This window comes from Kushneria halocnemicola (assembly GCF_965650455.1).
Taxonomy (GTDB): Bacteria; Pseudomonadota; Gammaproteobacteria; order Pseudomonadales; family Halomonadaceae; genus Kushneria.
This window is the reverse complement of the sequence record NZ_OZ287968.1, coordinates 2,193,866-2,211,118: the sequence shown is the minus strand read 5'-3', so window position 1 is coordinate 2,211,118 and position 17,253 is coordinate 2,193,866. Positions and strand designations below refer to the sequence as shown.

The window sequence follows — 17,253 nt, the reverse complement described above, 5'->3', positions numbered from 1 at the left end:
GCTATGAAAATCGTCACTCAAGCGTAGACGCCCCCCTGCCATCGTGCATGCAGTACCTGCTAATCCAGTCGCGCTGCCACGGATGCAGCAGTGTCGGGGCTCGGTTAAGCTGACCCATCGTTTTGTCTGCCCTGTCCCGTTCGGAAGCGCCCCTGTCATGAATAGTGCCCTGCTGATTTCGTTGGTGGTGATGACCCTGGCCGGCGCTGCGGCCATCGCCCTGTGGTGGCGTGGCCACGGTCGAAACGCGCTGATCGCCACGCTTGAAGAAGACCTGGAGCGCCTGCGCGAGCAGGTGGGTGACACCGAGCGCATGCTGGCCGAGCGTGACGCGCTGCTTGAGCGCGAGCAGACCCACACCCAGGAGCTTCGAGCGCAGCTGTCGCAGCGCGAGCAGCGCCTGGCGGAGGTCAGCGATTCGCTGCTGGATTACCGCGAGCGTTACGCGCGCCTGGAGACCGAAAAGCAGCGCGACACGGCCCACTTCGAGGAGCGCCTGAGCCTTCTGGGCAGCGCACGCCAGGAGCTGACCCATGAGTTCGAACGTCTGGCCGGTCGCATCTTTGATGAACGCCAGCAGCAGTTCTCCCGCCATAGCCAGGAGAGCGTCAGCGCTTTGATGATGCCGGTGCGCGAACAGATCGAGCAGTTTCGCGCCCGTCTTGAAACCCTGCACGGCGAGCAGCAGCACAGTCGTACCCAGCTCACCACCCAGCTGGATTATCTCGCCGGGCTCAACCGGCAAATGAGCGAGGACGCCAGCAACCTGACCCGGGCGCTCAAGGGCGACAGCAAATCGCAGGGCAACTGGGGCGAGCTGATTCTCGAGCGGGTGCTGGAGCGTTCCGGGCTTAGACAGGGCATCGAGTACGAACGCGAGGTGGTCCTGACCCACGACCAGGGGCGGTCACGCCCGGACGCCGTGATTTATCTGCCCGAATCGCGCCATTTGATCATCGATGCCAAGGTGTCGCTCACCGCCTGGGGTGAGGTGGTGGCCGCCGACAGCGACGCGGCCCGCGAGCAGGCCATGCGCCGGCATCTGCGCTCGGTGCGCAGTCACATCGAGACGCTCTCCGACAAGGGCTATGCGCGCCTGCCCGGTCTCAACGCCCCGGACATGGTGTTTTTGTTCATGCCCATCGAGCCCGCCTTTGCTGCCGTGTTCGAACACGATGACCGCCTCTTCCATGAGGCCTTTGACCGCCACGTCGTGCTGGTCACGCCCTCCACGCTGCTGGCCAGCCTGCGCACGGTGGCCGGTCTCTGGCGGCTGGAGCGCCAGAACGACAGCGCCCGGGAAATCGTGGCACGCGCCGAGAAGCTGCTGGACAAGTGCCACGGCTTTGTCACCAGCATGGAGGAGGTGGGCACCCAGCTTGAGCGCGCCACCAACAGCCACCGCCAGGCGATGAACCGTCTGCGTGACGGGCAGGGCAGCCTGATCGCCCAGGCCGGGCGGCTCAACGCGCTGGGGGTGCGCAACCGCAAGACCTGGCCGGAAAGCGTCAGGGAAAGCGCCCAGAGCGGGCGAGAGGCGCAGGAAGCGCAGCAGCAAGGCGGGCAGGATGCGCCGTTTGCGGCATCAACCGACACACCCGGAACGCTGCGCTTTGACGAGGAGTGAACCGGCCAAAGAGCGCGTGCTCAGCGCCCGTGACGGAACAGCCTGACGATCGAGGCGCTGCGCGCGCTCAAGAGTTCCGGCGTCCGCTCAAGGGCTTCTTCCAGTGCCATCGGGCCATCGGCGAGGGCGAACGCGGCGGTTACGCCTTCCTCGAGGGCCTTCTCCCAGCCGCTGTCCAGCTTGCCGGCCAGTACCACACACGGCACCCCCTGACGATGCGCGGCGCGTGAGACGCCAATGGGCGTCTTGCCGGAGAGGCTCTGACCGTCGAGTCGACCTTCGCCGGTAATCACCAGATCAGCACGCTCAAGCGCCTGGTCAAAGCCCACCTGCTCCATCACAAGTTCAATGCCCGGGCGCAGGGTGGCGCTTAAAAAGGCCAGTGCCGCAAAGCCCATGCCGCCGGCGGCCCCGGCCCCGGCGCTGTCGCGATGATCCTGGCCGGTGGCGTTGGCGGTGACCTCGGCAAGCCGTGCCAGTGCTTGATCAAGCTGGTTGACCTGCGCTTTGGTGGCCCCCTTTTGCGGGCCGAAAATCGCGCTGGCCCCCTGGTCGCCGCACAGCGGATTGTTCACATCCACGGCGGCCTCGACCGTCAGCCCTTCAAGACGCGAATCGATGCCGGAACAATCGATACGCGCAAGGTCGGCCAGCGCCGCGCCGCCGGGGGCAAGTACCCGGTCACTCTTGTCCAGAAAGCGCACGCCGAGTGCGCTCATCATGCCGGTGCCGCCATCGTTGGTGGCGCTGCCGCCCAGCGTCAGGATCAGATGCTCGGCGCCTTCCTCAAGCGCGGCATGAATCAGCTCGCCCACGCCACGGGTGGTGGTGTGCAGGGCGTCACGCTCCTCGGTGGTCAGGTGCTGCAGTCCGCTGGCCTCGGCGAGCTCGACAATGGCGGTGCGCCGGTCGGCAATCCAGCCCCACTGCGCCGTGCGCGGCCGGTTCAGGGCGTCATGAACCTCAAGGCTTCGCGCCTCGGCGTTGCTGGCGACCAGCAGTGCTTCCAGCGTGCCTTCGCCGCCATCGCCCAAAGGGCACAGGGTCCGCTCGGCATCGGGCGCGGCCTGACGCACGCCCTCGGCAATGGCGTTGGCGGCGTCTGTGGCGGCCAGGGCGTCCTTGAAACTGTCGGGGGCGATCAGGATGTGCATGCAGACTCTCCGGCAGGGGCTTTGAACCCTGAGCATAGCCCGGCAGGCATCACGGCGGCCAATGGCGCCCGGTGTGCCGGCATAAAAAAGGCCCGCACTGGCGTGCGGGCCTGACATGCGGTGATCGCGATCAGCGCATGATGTGCAGGAAATGCAGATGCTTCTCGTACTGGTCGAGAATGTCACCAATCACCTGCTGCTTCGAGTAGCCCATGATGTTGTATTTTTGTCCGCCTTCGCGCAAAAAGACCTCGGCGCGGTAGTCGTTGTTGTCCTTCGAGCTGCCCTTGCTGCGCATGCCGCTCATGGCAAAGGAGGGCGCGGCGTAGCGGCGAATGCGCACGCCATAAACGAAGTCGTTTTCCTCGCCGTGATCGACATGGAGATAGCAGCGGTCGTCTTCATCGGTGATTCTGATATCAAGCGACTGTTTTTTGAACTCTTCGCCGACCTCCTTCATCGCCACTTCGACGGTGTCGTGCAGAAACGTCGAGACCTGCTGGCGACGCGGTGAGGTCACCAGCGTCTGCAGGCGCGTCTGCCAGTAGTCGGTCCTGCCGGGCGTATTGCCGGCGGCCACGCGTGAGACATTGCCGGGGGTGTTCATCAGATGCTGCAGGCTGTCCTGTTTGAGCGCCTCGACCCTGAGCGCCTTGAGCAGTCCGTAGCAGATGACCATCAAAATGATCGAAAAGGGCAGCGCCGCGAGCAGCGAGGCGGCCTGAAGGGCCTCGAGACCGCCGGCCATCAAAAGTGCGACGGCCGACACGCCAGCGCTGACCGCCCAGAAGATGCGCTGTAGAACGGGGGATTCGTCACCGTCCTTTGAGGTCAAAAGGTCCATCACCAGCGAGCCCGAGTCTGCCGAGGTCACAAAGAAAGTCGCCACAAGCAGCACGGCGATAGTGGAGGTCACCACCGACAGCGGCAGCAGGTTCAAAAATTCGAACAGGGCAATCGAGCTGCTCTCTTCGACGGCGTCCGACAGCTGGCTCAGCCCCTCGGTGGCGATCATGTGGATGGCGCCGTCGCCGAAAAAGGTCATCCAGATGAAGTTGAAACCGGCCGGCACAAACAAAACGCCCATCACGAATTCGCGAATGCGGCGCCCGCGCGAGACACGTGCCACGAACATGCCGACAAAGGGCGACCAGGCGATCCACCAGCCCCAGTAGAACAGCGTCCAGTTGCCCAGCCAGTCGTTGGTGTCTTCATTGCCAAGATAGGCATAGATATTGAAGGTGCGATCCACAACGCCGGAGAAATAGGAACCCACGTTCTGGGCCAGCGACTGGAAGCTGAAAAGCGTGGGGCCCATCACGATCACAAACAGCAAAAGGGCAAACACCAGCCACAGATTCATTTCCGACAGCCGCTTGACCCCGCCATCAAGGCCCAGCGATACCGAGCAGGTCGCCGCGGCCGTAATGGCGGCAATCAGGATGATCTGGCTGACCAGCGTGTCGGGAAAGCCAAACAGGAAATTGAGCCCCGAGCTGATCTGCATGACGCCCAGCCCCAGCGAGGTGGCCAGACCAAACATGGTGCCAAAGACGGCGAAGATATCGACGGCGTAGCCGATCGGGCCGTGAATACGCTTGCCGATCAGAGGATAGAGCGCCGAACTCAGGCGCAGCGGCAGGCCATGGCGAAAGCTGAAATAGGCCAGCGCCAGCGCTACCACGGCATACACCCCCCAGGGGTGGAGCCCCCAGTGAAAGAAGGTGATCTCCATGGCCTCCTTGGCCGCCGCCGGGTTGCTGCCCTCGCCATTTGGCGGGCTCATGTAGTGTGTGACAGGCTCGGCGACCCCGTAATACATGATCCCGATGCCCATGCCGGCGGCAAAAAGCATCGCAAACCACGAGCGGTAGCTGTACTCGGGTTCACTGTGATCCGGCCCCAGTCGAATCCGGCCGTGTCGGGACATGGCCAGATAAAGCGCGAAGATGAGATAGACCCCCATGGCGAGCAGATAAAACCAGCCAAAGGTGTCGATAACCCAGCCCTGGGCCTGACCAAAGGCCTGACCGGCAAGCTCGGGTGCCACGACGGCAAACAGAATAAAGGCAACAATGATGCCCGCAGAGGTATAGAAAACCGGTGGGTTCAGTTTGGCAACTGTCGGTGGATTGGCGTCATCAGCCATAAGCTTTTGTCCCTGTTTTATAGTTGGACCAATAATAATAACTTATAATTTCGTGACGGCCAGGCTTCGTCGGCATTCGGCGACCGCTGTGGCACAGGGTTGATGGCTATCGGGTATCCGGCGGTGGTCACGGGTGGGCGCGCCCTGCATGCCTTCCTCGCCTGCCCTGTAGACCCGCGTCACGCAGACATTGCGGGCCTTTCATATTCGCTCTACTGTCTAAGGAACAAGGGCAGCGGTTGGGCGCCTTTTCCCATGGGACCACCCGCGGGTGTCAGGGATATTTCACCGGGGATGCGTGCCATGTCATCCATTCGATTGCTCGTGAAAATGGTTCTGCCGGGTCTTGTGCTGACAGGCTGTAGTGCGCTGCCTTCGACACAGCCGCTGGGCATCAGTGATCAACCTCAGCCGGAGGCCTGTTACGCCGCTCATGAGGGCACGCGACTGGCACAGATTCGTGCCATTGCCAGCGCGCTGGAAGGGCAGGGCTACGAGATTCGTGCCAGTGATGTCGAGCTGGGGCTGGTCAGCGCCGAGCGTCTCCGGCGCCAGCCCGGGCTTGGGGCCACGCGCCAATGGCGCAGCAGCATGGGATGGTTTGGCGGGCATCGTGGCGGGGTCATGGTGGGCAGCGGCTTCGGCGACCCCTTCGGTGTCTTTCGATCCGACCCCTACAGTCTTGAGCGGGTATCGGTCAGTGCCGATGATGATCAGCGCTATCTGGCCGTGCGAAGCGTCATGATCGTGTCACCGGATGGTTTTGTCATGGATGCCCGGCCGGCGTCGCCGGAACCCTTTTGCCGGCAGACCCATGCCGCCATTGAACAGGCGCTTGTGCGCTCGGGAGCCTCGCTATGAGACCGGGACACCCTCACACCGCGCATCAAGCGGTGCGTGGCCTTGTGCTGGCAGTGCTGCTGGGGCTCGTGACCGGCTGTGCCACCACGGCCTCGCTGCCTCCGCCCGAGCGCATTGAGCATTTCAATGCCTCGTCCGACCGGGTCATGCAGGCCACCATGGCATCGCTTGCCGAGCGCGGCTTCGTGATTGTCTATGGTGATCACGCCCTGGGCGATATCCGCGCGAGCTACGCCGCACGTCCGGAGTGGCGGGTCGAGGCGCATGTGGTCAACGCCTCGCGCGGCAGTGAACTGCAGCTTCGGGGCTGGCGCGGCAGAGCGGCACTGGGCGTGGCGGACTTTGATCGGCTGGCCACTTCCATTGCCGAGCGCCTCGGGGAAGGGCCACTGTCACGCCCCGCTGTCGTGACGCCCTGAGCGGTTGTGTTTAGGCGGCCCGGCTTCACGTGCTGTGATTCAGGTGCCCTTGATCTCGTCTACAAAGCGCTGCAGCAGCGTCAGGCGTGCCTGTCGAGCATCTTTCTCCAGCGGCTGCGCCTGACCTGCACCCCAGACCGGTCCCGGCCAGGTCGCATCCTCTCTTGAGCGCGCGATCACATGCACATGCAGCTGGGGCACCATGTTGCCCAGCGCGCCGATATTCATCTTCTCGGCCCCGGTATGGCGCTGCATGAATTCGCTTAACAGATCGACCTCCTGCCATAGCCGCGCGCGCTCGTGATTGGGCAGCTCAAAACTTTCGCGAACGTTGTCCCGCTGCGGGATCAAAAGTGCCCACACAAAGCGGGCATCGTTCATCAGTCGCAGCTCGCAAAGCTCGAGTGTGGCAACGGCGATGGTGTCGGCGGCCAGTCTTTCATGCAGCGCAAAGGTCATGGCAAAGCTCCATGGACAGGGGGCGAGAGGCGGTATCAAGCGTTGCATTGGAGGCGATGGCCCGGGGAAATGCAAACCGGTTCAAAAAATGCCAGACTCCAGGTGCGATGTCATAACCCGTAGGTCAAACCATCGCATGCCCTGTATTCCCATCAACAAGGAGTTGTTACATGAAAAAATGGATGAGCATGATGCTGATTGCCCTCTTTTCCGCTGCGGCACTGTCTGCCTGCAACACGGTAGGTGGCGCAGGTGAAGACATCTCGGCCGGCGGTGAGTCCATCCAGGACGCGGCTGACTGATAGTGTCTTTCCGGGCAGGGGCGCCATGCCGCCTGCCCGTCGCTTCCCTGCTTCCCCCCCTTGTGTCTCTCCTGTTTTCTTGTCCAGCGTTCTACCGGCACACTGTTGACCGGTCCTTGTTGCCAGCGCCCTGCTGTCGACCGGGCGGCTTTCGTTTCGATGTCTGCACCCTCTCTCATGCCTTTTCAAGTGGACACTGCGCGCGCAGTGACAACGATTATTCGCTCAAGTTCAAATGATATGAATATACACTTGATAATCCTTATCATTAAACTTACTGTGACGTCGCTCGGTTTATGCCGTCACGTGCCTGAGCGCGGCCTTCAGCGCCAATCAAAAACGCGGTAGTGATCCATAACAGTCAGGGGAACAGTCATGAGTCGAACGGGGAAATTCTGTCCCGGCGCAGGGGAAGTACGTTATTTGACCTCGCTGCTGGCCGGGGCGGTATTGCTGCCGGTGGCAGGCGGCGTCTGGGCCGCCGAGCAGCAGGGCGGTGATGCGGCCCAGACCACGACGGTCACCACGACCACTGCCACGGCTTCCGGCGGCGACGACTCGCGCCTTGATACCATTACCGTGGAAGGCAATCGGCTTTACGACATGCTCCCCTCCGAGCAGACCGGCGGCTACGGCGTGGATGCTGCCACTGTCGGCACCAAAACGCCGGCCGCGCTGCGTGACATTCCGCAGTCGATCAGCGTGGTGACCCGCGAGGCGATCGAGGACCAGAACTTCGACACCCTTGACCAGATGGCCAAACGCACGCCGGGCGTTCGCGTGCTCTCCAACGACGACGGCCGCTCGTCGATCTATTCCCGCGGCTTTGAGTACGACGAATACAATATCGATGGCCTGCCCTCGCCGATGTCGAGCATTACCGGGTCGGTGCCGTCGCTGTCGCCCTTTGACCGGGTCGAAATCATGCGCGGGCCTTCCGGGCTTTTCAACAGCACCAGCGAGCTGGGCGGTATCGTCAATCTGGTGCGCAAGCGCCCGACCTACGACTTTCAGGGCCACGTTACCGGGCGCTATGGCAGCTGGGATCAGCGCTATCTGGAAACCGATCTTTCCGGGCCGATCAACGCCGATGGCAGCGTGCGCGGCCGTCTGGTGATCGACAATAGCGACACCGACGGCTTTGTCGATCACAACGACAACGAGCGCAACAACTTCTACGGCGCGCTGGATTTTGACCTGGACGAGGACACTACCCTGGGGCTGGCGTTTTTGCGTCAGAGCAAGGACATCACCGTCAACAACGGCCTGCCCGCCAATCAGGATGGCAGCCTGCGCGAATACCGTCGCTCGAAGCTTTTCGGGGCCGACTGGAACAGCTTTACCAGCCAGTCCAACGACTGGATTGCCGAGCTGACGCACCGCTTTGACAACGGTGGCTATGGTCGCCTGGCCGGCCGCTACTCCAATCGCAACGCCGACTACAACTACGCCTTCGGCGCCGGCGGCCCGGCGGCCGGGGTGGACGACAACGGCAACGCCACGCTGATGGGACTGGGCGGCAAGGCCGATGAGCAGTCGGTGGCGCTGGATGCCAGCTACAGCCAGCCCTTCGAGGCGCTGGGCAATACCAGTGAATTTGTCGTGGGCACCGACTACAAGCGCTACGAGTCCGAGCAGGAGCAGGGCCGCTACGGCGCTCTGCCCGGCTTTCAGGGCGTTAATGTCAGTGATTTTTCACCTGGCAGCGTGCCTTATACCGATGTGTTGAGCGATGCCCGTGCCGGCGCACCGGGGACCAACAACTACAACGACGAGCGCACCACGCTTGAAGAGTACGGGCTCTACTCCAAGCTGACGTTCCGTCCGATCCAGGATCTGGCGCTGATCGCCGGTGGCCGGGTCAGCAACTATCGCCAGCGCGCCAGCGTCGATGAACTCGATGCCAGCACCTCTGACTCGCGCAGCGACAGCTCGCGTTTCACGCCCTACGGCGGGCTGGTCTACGACCTGGATGCCAACCATTCGCTCTATGCCAGCTATTCGCAGGTCTTCAATCCGCAAAGCGCTACCAATGCCGACAACGAGCTGCTCAAGCCGCGCAAGGGCGAGCAGTACGAAGTGGGCGTCAAGGGCAGCTACTTCAACGGCGATCTCAATGCGCGCCTGACCGCCTTTCGGATGTATGACAAAAATCGCGGCGCCAACAGCGCCAGCGGCGATACCGCCGATGTCGTGGCGCTGGGCAAGACCCGCATTCAGGGCGCCGAGGCCGAGCTGACCGGCAGCATTACCGATCAGTGGGACATCATTGCCGGCTACACCTACATGGACACCGAGATCAAGCGCGACTCGACGCCGCAAAATGACGGTCTGTTTCTGCTGATGCCGCGCAACATGGTCAACCTCTGGACCCAGTACGGCTTTGAAGGCGGGGCGCTGGACGGCTTTCGCATCGGCGGCGGCGTCACGGCGATGGATGGCTTCAGCTCAACGCAGGGTGTGGACGCACCGGGCTACGCGGTGGTGGATGCCATGGTCGGCTATGACTTCACCCAGAGTCTGTCGGGCCAGCTCAACTTCAACAACATTCTCGACAGGAAGTACTACGAGCGTGTGGGCGGGCTGAACACCTTCAACATGTATGGCGCGCCGGCAAGCGTTGTGGCCTCACTGCGCTATGACTTCTGATCAATCCGGCGCCGGCTCTGTCGGCGCCGCTTTCCTGACGTGGACTGCATTAAAAAACCCGGCGCCTGGCCGGGTTTTTTAATGCTCATCGAAAGACTTCAACGCTTCAGCGAATGCCCAGGGTGGCGCCGCCGTCGATGCGCATGTCGTGCAGGGTGATGTGGCGCGCCCGATCACTGAGCAGAAAGCGGATCGCCTCGCTGACGTCTTCGGGTTCGGCAATGCGCTTAAGCGGAATGCCCAGCTTCCAGCCCTCCAGCGAGCCGCGGATCACGTTGTCGCGCCCGCTGTCATCCGACCACATGCCGCGCTGCATGTCGGTGTCGGTGGACCCGGGGGAAACGATGTTGCAGCGCACCCCGTGCTCGGCCATTTCCAGCCCCAGACAGCGCACCAGCTGATGGGTGGCGGCCTTGGAGGCGCAGTAGGCGCCCATCGCCTGACGCGGGGTATCCGCGGCGTTGGAGCCCACCACCACGATGGCACCGTTGTCACGCTCGGCCATCCGTCGTGCCACGGCGCGGGTGACGTTGAACACGCCGGTGGTGTTGACGTTAAAGGCGTGCAGCCACTGCGCGTCGGTCAGCTCCGTAATACGCCCCATCTGCAGGACGCCCGCCACATGGGCCAGGCGCGTGATGGGGGCTTGAGTCTCGATATCGGCGATGGCGGCATCCACGGCGCTCGAGTCACCGACATCCACTGCATGGGCGCTGACCCGCCCGGCACCGAACTCGTGGCTCAGCTGCGCCGCTGTACTCGACAGCGCGTCGGTCAGGCTGTCGAGCAGGGCCACGCTGGCGCCTTCCTCGAGAAGGTCGCGCGCCAGCGTGGCGCCGATCCCGCGGGCCGCCCCGGTGATGACGATTCGTTCGCCTTCGAACTCGCCGCTCATTTGAGTTCATCCATGATGCGATGACGCTCCTGGTGATAGCGCTCCTCGTTCCAGCAGTGGCGCCAATAGGGCACCGCGTAGAGCTGGCGCTTGCTCAGGCCGCGAACGCCCATCAGATGCTCGCGCAGGGAGAGCACCGCCGAGTTCTCCCCGCCGACCCAGGCCGAGACGCTGCCGGCCTCGGGAAAGTCCATGGCGCGCACCGCATCGATCTGCAGCGTGGACAGACACGACGGGATGTCGCCGCGATAGAGCCAGTGCACCTCGATGCCCGACGGGTGGCGCAGCGTCTGACGCTCACTCTCGTGATCCACCTCGATCAGTACCACGCCGCGGGCCTCATCGCTCATGGCTTCCAGCAGCGCGCCGATGGCGGGCAGGGCGGTCATGTCCCCGGCAATCAGCGACCAGTCGGCCGGCGGCAGCAGCGGGTCGGGGCCGCCGGGGCCACTGATGCCGATCATGTCACCGGGTTTTGCGGCCAGTGCCCAGCGCGAGGCCGGGCCTTCATCGCCGTGGGCGACAAAATCCACGCTCAGCTCGCGACGCTCGACGTCGAAATGGCGCACGCTGTAGGTGCGGGTAATCGGCTTCTCTTCCGCAGCGGGCCAGACCACGCCGGCCTCGGTCAGCTGCGGCAACACCGGCGCGTTTTGATGTTCCAGCGGCAGAAAGACCTTGATGTGACCGCCGCCGCGATGGACGGGAAAGCCTTCCAGCGCCTCGCCGCCGAGCACGATACGGATCATGTGCTCGGTGATGACCTCGCGGCGCACCACTTCCAGAAGCATCGGCGGGCGTTTCTTGCCCTTCGGGGGCGGGGCAGTCTGAGCTGCCTGGCCGGTGATCATTTCGGCGACACTCATGCGCTGACTCCCTGACGGTTGAGCAGTGCGACCCAGTCGATAATGGTCGGTGCTTCGACCAGATCCATGAAGCTGACATCAAAGCCTTCCCGGCGCAGCTCCTCGACAAACGTCATCATGCGCATCGAATCCAGCCCGTAGAAAAGCAGGTTGTCATCGGCCGGAATCTCTTCGGCACTGACGCCGGCCAGCGTGGCCACCCGCTGGGTCAGCGCGGCCTGCGTCATGGCGCCAGCGCTGTGCTGATCGTTTTGTGCGGACTCGAGCGCCTCAAGGGCGTGCGCGCTGGTGGCCACCACGCCGCAGCGTCCGGCGACGTACTCAAGGGCCATGTCGTGACGGGCGCGCGAGAAATCCGCCACGCCGTCGGTGAGCATGAAGCACTGCACGTCCTGCATGAAGCCTTCCAGCGCCGTGGCCATGCAGCCGATGTGGGCATACACCCCGCCGATAATGAGCTGGTCGCGACCCCAGCCACGCATGCGCTCGCGCAGGTCGCTGCGCTGAAAGGCGCTGTAGCGCCACTTGGTCAACACCACATCGCCGTCCTGCGGGGCCAGCTCGTCGACGACCGGATACTGCTCCGGGTGGGCCGGCAGGCCCGGTCCCCAGAAGTCGTTGAGCAGGGCGCGATCATCATCGGGCTGATCGGTCGGCTGCGCGGTATACACCACCGGCACGCCCGCCGCGCGGGCGGCCTTGATCAGCGCGGCCAGATGACGGATTACCTCCGGGATGGGGGCGGCGCTCACGTCATATTTCGCCAGGAAATAGCGCTGCATGTCGTGGATCAGTAGTACCGCGCGTGCCGGGTCGACCTGCCAGCTGACCCGATTGTCGGGCAGCTCGGCCGCGGTGGGCAGTAAGTAGCTCGCGATGGCGGGAATGGCCATGATACCTCTCCTGTAATCGTTCAGCGCCGCGGGCAGGCGTCACTCGCCAGCGGGTGCATCGGCTGCAAACCAGTGCGCCTTGAGCGTCTGGCGCAGCGCCTTCTTGCTGATCTTGCCCACCCCGGTCTGAGGGAAGGCCTCAAGAAACTCGAATCGCTCGGGCACCTTGTAGTTGGCAAGGCCTCGGTCGCGCAGAAAGCGTGCCAGCACCATCGGTTTGGGTGTCTCACCGCGCGCTACCACAAAAGCGCAGACCCGCTCGCCCAGATAGGGGTCCGGCATGGCAACAACCGCCACATCATGAACGTTGTCATGGGCGAGCAGCTGGTTTTCGACCTCCTCGGCCGCCACCTTCTCGCCGCCGCGGTTGATCTGGTCCTTGTCACGGCCTTCGACAATCAGATAGCCATCCGGTGTCATCTGGACGCGATCGCCGGTGCGATAAAAGCCCTCTCGGGTGAAGGCGCGCTGGTTATGGGCGTCTTCCGGCTCATCATCACCGGTCGGCGCGACAAAATAACCGGGAATGGTATAGGGCCCGCGCGTAATCAGGTGACCCACGCCGCCCGGTGGCACCGGCTGATCGTCGTCATCGACCACCAGCACCTCATCAAACGGTGACATCGGCTGGCCCTGAGTGGTGTTGATCAGCTCGATCGGGTCATCAAGGCCGGTGTAGTTGACCAGCCCCTCGGCCATGCCAAAGACCTGCTGCAGTCGACAGCCCAGCGCGGGCGCCACGCGGCGGGCCGCCTCGCTGACCAGCTTGGCCCCGCCCACCTGAAAAATGTCGAGACTCGATAGATCCGCTCTGGTGTGGGCGGCGCTGTCGAGCCAGAGCATCGCCAGCGGCGGCACCAGCGAGGTCATGGTGACGCGCTCGCGCTCGATCAGGGCAAAGCACTCGTCCGGACTGGGGCGCGGTGCAATCACCAGCCGACCGCCGCCAAGCAGCACGCCCAGAAAGCCCGGCGAGCTCATGGGAAAATTGTGCGCGATCGGCAGCGCCACCAGATAGACCGCTTCAGGCGTAACGCCGCAGGCGCGATTGCTCTCGCGCAGGCTGTAGTGATAGTCGTCATGACGCCGCGGGATCAGCTTGGGCACGCCGGTGGTGCCGCCGGAGAGCTGGAAAAAGGCCAGATCGTGGGCACTCGGGACATCCTCGACCGGCTCGCCTTCATGCTCATAAAGGCTGTCAAAGGCGGTAAATTCCTCGGCCTCGCCACAGACGATGACCTGCTCAAGCGTCGGCACCGTCTCGCGGACCTCACGGGCCATGGCGCGATAATCAAAGCCGCCGTCACGGTCGCAGATGATCAGCGCGCGTGCCGTGGCGGCGCGACAGAAGTGCTCGACCTCAAAGCGACGATGCGCCGGCAGGGCAAATACCGGCAGCGCACCGAGGCGAAAGAGGGCGAAGCAGGCCACCACGAACTCGTGGCGGTTGGGCAGCTGAATGACCACCCGGTCGCCGCGCTCGATGCCCGAGCGCACAAGGCCACGGGCGAGGCTGTCCACGCGTTGATCCAGCTCGGCGTAGCTCAGGCGCAGCTCCCCATCGGCCAGCGCTTCACGCGAGCCGTGCTCGAAGGCCAGACGGCGCAGCATGGCGCCGAAGGTTTCATCGATCCAGCAGCCGTGGTCGCGATACAGACGCTGGCGTTCGACCGGGTAGTCCGGGCAGCGGGTGATGATCTCGTCAAGCGTGGCGCGCCGGATGGGCGCTGTTATCGGGTCAGTCATGATCAGGCAGTCGTGTTCGTGGCAGTGTCTTCGTAATCAAGGCCCATGGCATCGAGCATGGTCCGCATCTTGGCCGCCGTTTCTTCCAGCTCGCTTTGCGGGTTCGAGCCCGGCACGACCCCGGCGCCGGCAAACACGCGCACGTGGTGGGGGGCGAGTTCGGCGCAGCGGATGGCAATGGCCCACTCGCCGTCGCCGGTTTCATCACACCAGCCGACCAGCCCGGTGAAATAGCCGCGCTCGAAACCTTCCAGTGATTTGATCGCCTGATGGGCATCCTGCCAGGGCGCGCCGCATACGGCGGGCGTGGGGTGCAGCGCGGCCGCCACGCCCAGCGAGGTCAGACCCGGGTCGGCAAGCTCCCCTTCAAGCGTGGTGGACAGATGCCACATGCGATCGGTGGCGATCACCTCCGGGCCTTCCGGGATGTCCAGCGTTTGGCACAGCGGGCGCAGGGCAGCAACGATGGCCTCCACCACCAGCGCATGTTCGCGAAGGTCCTTGTCGGAGACGCGAAGCCCGTCGGCGCGACGCTGATCTTCGGCGGCGTCATCGTGGCGGGGAATGGAGCCGGCCAGCGGATTGGCAATGACGCGATTGCCTTCGCGGCGAATCAAAAGCTCGGGGCTGGCGCCGACAAGACTTTCATTCTCGCCGGTGGGCAGGGCGAAATTATAGCCCTGCGGATTGATGCTCAAAAGGCGCTTTAAAAGGGCGCGGGCATCCACCGGGGCCTGCGTCTGCACGCGCAGCGACCGGGCCAGCACCACCTTGTCGAGCGCGGTGGTGTCGAAAAGCGTCAGGGCGTGGTCCACGGCGTGACAGTAGTGTTCGGGCGAGGGCTCCGGCGTGATCGAATGGGCCCGGGTCTCCAGCGGGGCGCCGGTTGGACGCTGCCCGGACGTGTCGGGTGCGGCGCGCAGCAGCTCTTCAAAGACGAAAAGGCGGGCACTGTCAGCGTGATCAAACGGGATCAACCCCATGATGACAGGATCGGCATGCCCGTGTTGCCGGGCCGTATCAAACAGCGCGCGGGCAGCGTCATCCAGCGTCTGCGCCCGGGCATCCGGGGTCCGGGACTGATGGGCAAGGCCTCGCCCGAGCAGGGTTATCGCCGGTGAAGAGAAAAAGGCGTCGCCCGGTTTGAGTCCTTCAAGCAGCCCCCAGGGGGCCAGGGCAGGGGATAACCGGGAAGGCAGTGGCTGATTCACGTTGACTCCTGACAAGTCGCGTTGTCAGTGGACGGGCACCGAAAGGCTTGAGCCGGTGCGGTAACAAAGCGTCACTCTAGCCCAAATGAGAAACATTATCAAAATCATTTGTACTGGCAGGATGATGCCCTCCACCGGCGTTTTGACCCCGGCGCAGGCGCCTGCGTGATCGACTATGCTTGCCTCCACGCCGAAACATGCCGGCCAACGTCATCCATGACAGGAGTGCTCGATGCAGGACTTTCCTCGCCAGCCGGTGCCCGACGCCAGCACCCAATGGGCCGATCGACTGGCGGCGACTAGCCTTTTCAACGCGCTGCTGCGCGAAACCTCGCACTGGTGGCTGGAACGCCAGGGCGATGACGACATTGCCGTCATGCCGCTGACGCGCGAGCGTGACGTCTGCCTGCGCCTTCGCCTGACACATCGAAGCCTGTCGGGGCGCTGTCGAATCGAGCTGCCCATGATGCGGGCCACGCCGCACACGATTGAAGCGATCTCTTTTGAACACGGCGTTGACGCGCTGCTGGCAAGCCCCTGGCTTTGCGAGCATCCGCTGGTCGGCACGCTTGATGAGGCGCGGCGCGAGACGTTTTTCAACAGCGTGATGGGCAGTCGTAACACCATTGCAGCGGCCCTTGCCGGGCGCGATGATCTGGACCATCTCATCGAAGGCCCGGTCGGCTTTCTCGACGCCGAGCAGGGCCTGCTGGTCGGGCACGACTTTCACCCGGCGCCCAAGTCGCAGGCCCCTTTTGATGCCGAACAGGCGCGGGACTATACCCCGGAGCACCGGGCGAGCTTCGGGCTTGTCTGGTGGGGCGTGTCGCCGACGCGGGCGGTGGGGGATTCCAGCCGCGAGCGCGCCGCGGCGGCGCTGATGCATGACCTGCTGCCCGAGACGCTGGCTGCGCGGCTGCCGGCAGGGTTTAGTGCGCTGCCCATGCACCCCTGGCAGGCGCGCTTTCTGCAAAAGCGCGAGGATATCGCCGCCATGATCGCAAATGAGGAACTGATCGTGCTGGGCGAAGAGAGTGACGATCACGGCGTTGCCCGGCGCTGGTACCCGACCTCTTCACATCGCTCGCTTTACTGCGCGCAGACCGACTGGATGGTCAAGGGCTCGCTGTCGGCGCGGCTGACCAACTCGCTGCGGGTACTGCACGGTGATGAGGTGATGCGCGGGCTGCGTCTGGACCGCTGGTGGCCGAAGGTAAGCCCGGCCATCCGTGAGCACTTTCACCTGATGCAGGAGCCGGCCTGGCTGGGCTGGAAAACCGATGACGGTAATATCGACGAGGCGAGCCTGGCGCTGTTGCGCGAAAACCATATTGCAGGCCCGGATGCCGCCAGCGTGGTACTCGCCACGCTGACCCAGCCGCTGGGGGAGGCCGGGCAGACGCTGCTGGCCAACGGCATTCGGCGTCTGGCCGCGCTTGACGGGATCAGCGAGCGCGAGGCGGCGCTTGTGTGGTTTGACGCCTTCTGCGAACGGGTACTCTCACCGCTGATTCGGCTGGTGGTCGAGGAGGGCATTGTGCTGCTGGCCCATCAGCAAAACATCGTGGTGCGTCTTGAGGGCGAACGGCCCGTGGGGGTGGACTATCGCGACTGCCAGGGCAGCGGCGTCACGGACCATTTTCTGGCCCGCCATCCGAAAGAGATCGTCAGTCGGGACCATCGCATCACGGTTGAGAGGCTCAAGCGCTATTTCCCCTACTATGTCCTTGTCAATTCGACCCTTTCGGTGACGGCGGCGCTGAGCGAGGCGCGATGTATCGATGAACACGAACTGGTGGCGCATCTGCGAGCGCATCTGGAGACGCTGCGCGAGCAGTGCCGTGACGGCGACACCACGCTGCTCGATCACCTGCTGACGTCGACAACGCTTGAGGTCAAGGGCAACTTCTTTTGCTATCTGGCCGGCATCAACGAATCGACTCTGGATGATCCGGCAACGATCTATCTGGACATGCCCAACCCGCTGCTAATCGAGACACCCACGCCCTGAACCATGATCCT

14 protein-coding genes are annotated in these 17,253 nt (G+C 63.7%); 6 read left to right on the top strand and 8 right to left on the bottom strand.

Going from position 1 to position 17,253, the window contains the following annotated elements:
* Positions 1-157: 157 nt before the first annotated feature.
* Positions 158-1,627, top strand: a complete 1,470-nt coding sequence (gene rmuC / locus ACS92L_RS10065) for a DNA recombination protein RmuC (protein WP_438764592.1) — start codon at positions 158-160, stop codon at positions 1,625-1,627.
* Positions 1,628-1,647: 20 nt separating this feature from the next.
* On the opposite strand, the gene ACS92L_RS10060 is transcribed toward rmuC, so the two are convergent.
* Together ACS92L_RS10060 and betT are read right to left on the bottom strand one after the other, a co-directional pair.
* Complete coding sequence (locus ACS92L_RS10060; RefSeq protein ID WP_438764590.1) at positions 1,648-2,781, bottom strand: glycerate kinase; 1,134 nt, start codon at positions 2,779-2,781, stop codon at positions 1,648-1,650.
* A gap of 130 nt (positions 2,782-2,911) precedes the next feature.
* A complete protein-coding gene (gene betT, locus ACS92L_RS10055) occupies positions 2,912-4,930 on the bottom strand; it encodes a choline BCCT transporter BetT (RefSeq protein WP_438764589.1) in 2,019 nt (672 codons plus the stop codon).
* A 303-nt stretch (positions 4,931-5,233) separates the two neighbouring features.
* Between betT and ACS92L_RS10050 the strand changes: the two genes are divergently transcribed.
* Positions 5,234-5,791 (top strand): hypothetical protein, encoded by a 558-nt coding sequence (locus ACS92L_RS10050; protein WP_438764588.1) that lies wholly within the window; start codon positions 5,234-5,236, stop codon positions 5,789-5,791.
* The gene (locus ACS92L_RS10045) at positions 5,788-6,210 is read left to right on the top strand and encodes a hypothetical protein (protein WP_438764585.1); all 423 of its coding nucleotides are present in this window, start codon (positions 5,788-5,790) and stop codon (positions 6,208-6,210) included. Before ACS92L_RS10050 ends, ACS92L_RS10045 begins: the two co-directional genes overlap by 4 nt.
* A gap of 39 nt (positions 6,211-6,249) precedes the next feature.
* On the opposite strand, the gene ACS92L_RS10040 is transcribed toward ACS92L_RS10045, so the two are convergent.
* Positions 6,250-6,669: an HIT domain-containing protein gene (locus ACS92L_RS10040; RefSeq protein ID WP_438764584.1), complete on the bottom strand. Its 420-nt coding sequence runs from the start codon at positions 6,667-6,669 to the stop codon at positions 6,250-6,252.
* Positions 6,670-6,839: 170 nt separating this feature from the next.
* On the opposite strand from ACS92L_RS10040, the gene ACS92L_RS10035 reads away from it, so the two are divergent.
* Together ACS92L_RS10035 and ACS92L_RS10030 are read left to right on the top strand one after the other, a co-directional pair.
* The gene (locus tag ACS92L_RS10035; RefSeq protein WP_438764582.1) at positions 6,840-6,971 is read left to right on the top strand and encodes an entericidin A/B family lipoprotein; all 132 of its coding nucleotides are present in this window, start codon (positions 6,840-6,842) and stop codon (positions 6,969-6,971) included.
* A 375-nt stretch (positions 6,972-7,346) separates the two neighbouring features.
* Positions 7,347-9,620, top strand: a complete 2,274-nt coding sequence (locus ACS92L_RS10030) for a TonB-dependent siderophore receptor (protein WP_438764580.1) — start codon at positions 7,347-7,349, stop codon at positions 9,618-9,620.
* A 106-nt stretch (positions 9,621-9,726) separates the two neighbouring features.
* Here ACS92L_RS10030 and ACS92L_RS10025 read toward each other — a convergent pair whose 3' ends face one another.
* From ACS92L_RS10025 to ACS92L_RS10005, 5 genes are read right to left on the bottom strand one after another with little or no spacing between them, the layout of a single operon-like run.
* Positions 9,727-10,515: a 2,3-dihydro-2,3-dihydroxybenzoate dehydrogenase gene (locus ACS92L_RS10025; RefSeq protein ID WP_438764578.1), complete on the bottom strand. Its 789-nt coding sequence runs from the start codon at positions 10,513-10,515 to the stop codon at positions 9,727-9,729.
* Entirely contained in the window at positions 10,512-11,381 is an 870-nt protein-coding gene (locus tag ACS92L_RS10020) for a siderophore-interacting protein (RefSeq protein WP_438764577.1), read from the bottom strand. Before ACS92L_RS10020 ends, ACS92L_RS10025 begins: the two co-directional genes overlap by 4 nt.
* Positions 11,378-12,274, bottom strand: a complete 897-nt coding sequence (locus ACS92L_RS10015) for an isochorismatase family protein (protein ID WP_438764576.1) — start codon at positions 12,272-12,274, stop codon at positions 11,378-11,380. Before ACS92L_RS10015 ends, ACS92L_RS10020 begins: the two co-directional genes overlap by 4 nt.
* A 39-nt stretch (positions 12,275-12,313) precedes the next feature.
* The gene (locus tag ACS92L_RS10010; protein ID WP_438764574.1) at positions 12,314-14,020 is read right to left on the bottom strand and encodes a (2,3-dihydroxybenzoyl)adenylate synthase; all 1,707 of its coding nucleotides are present in this window, start codon (positions 14,018-14,020) and stop codon (positions 12,314-12,316) included.
* Positions 14,021-14,022: 2 nt separating this feature from the next.
* The gene (locus ACS92L_RS10005) at positions 14,023-15,231 is read right to left on the bottom strand and encodes an isochorismate synthase (protein WP_438764573.1); all 1,209 of its coding nucleotides are present in this window, start codon (positions 15,229-15,231) and stop codon (positions 14,023-14,025) included.
* Positions 15,232-15,463: 232 nt separating this feature from the next.
* Here ACS92L_RS10005 and ACS92L_RS10000 point away from each other — a divergent pair, with 232 nt between their 5' ends.
* Positions 15,464-17,242, top strand: a complete 1,779-nt coding sequence (locus ACS92L_RS10000) for an IucA/IucC family protein (RefSeq protein WP_438764572.1) — start codon at positions 15,464-15,466, stop codon at positions 17,240-17,242.
* Positions 17,243-17,253: the final 11 nt, after the last annotated feature.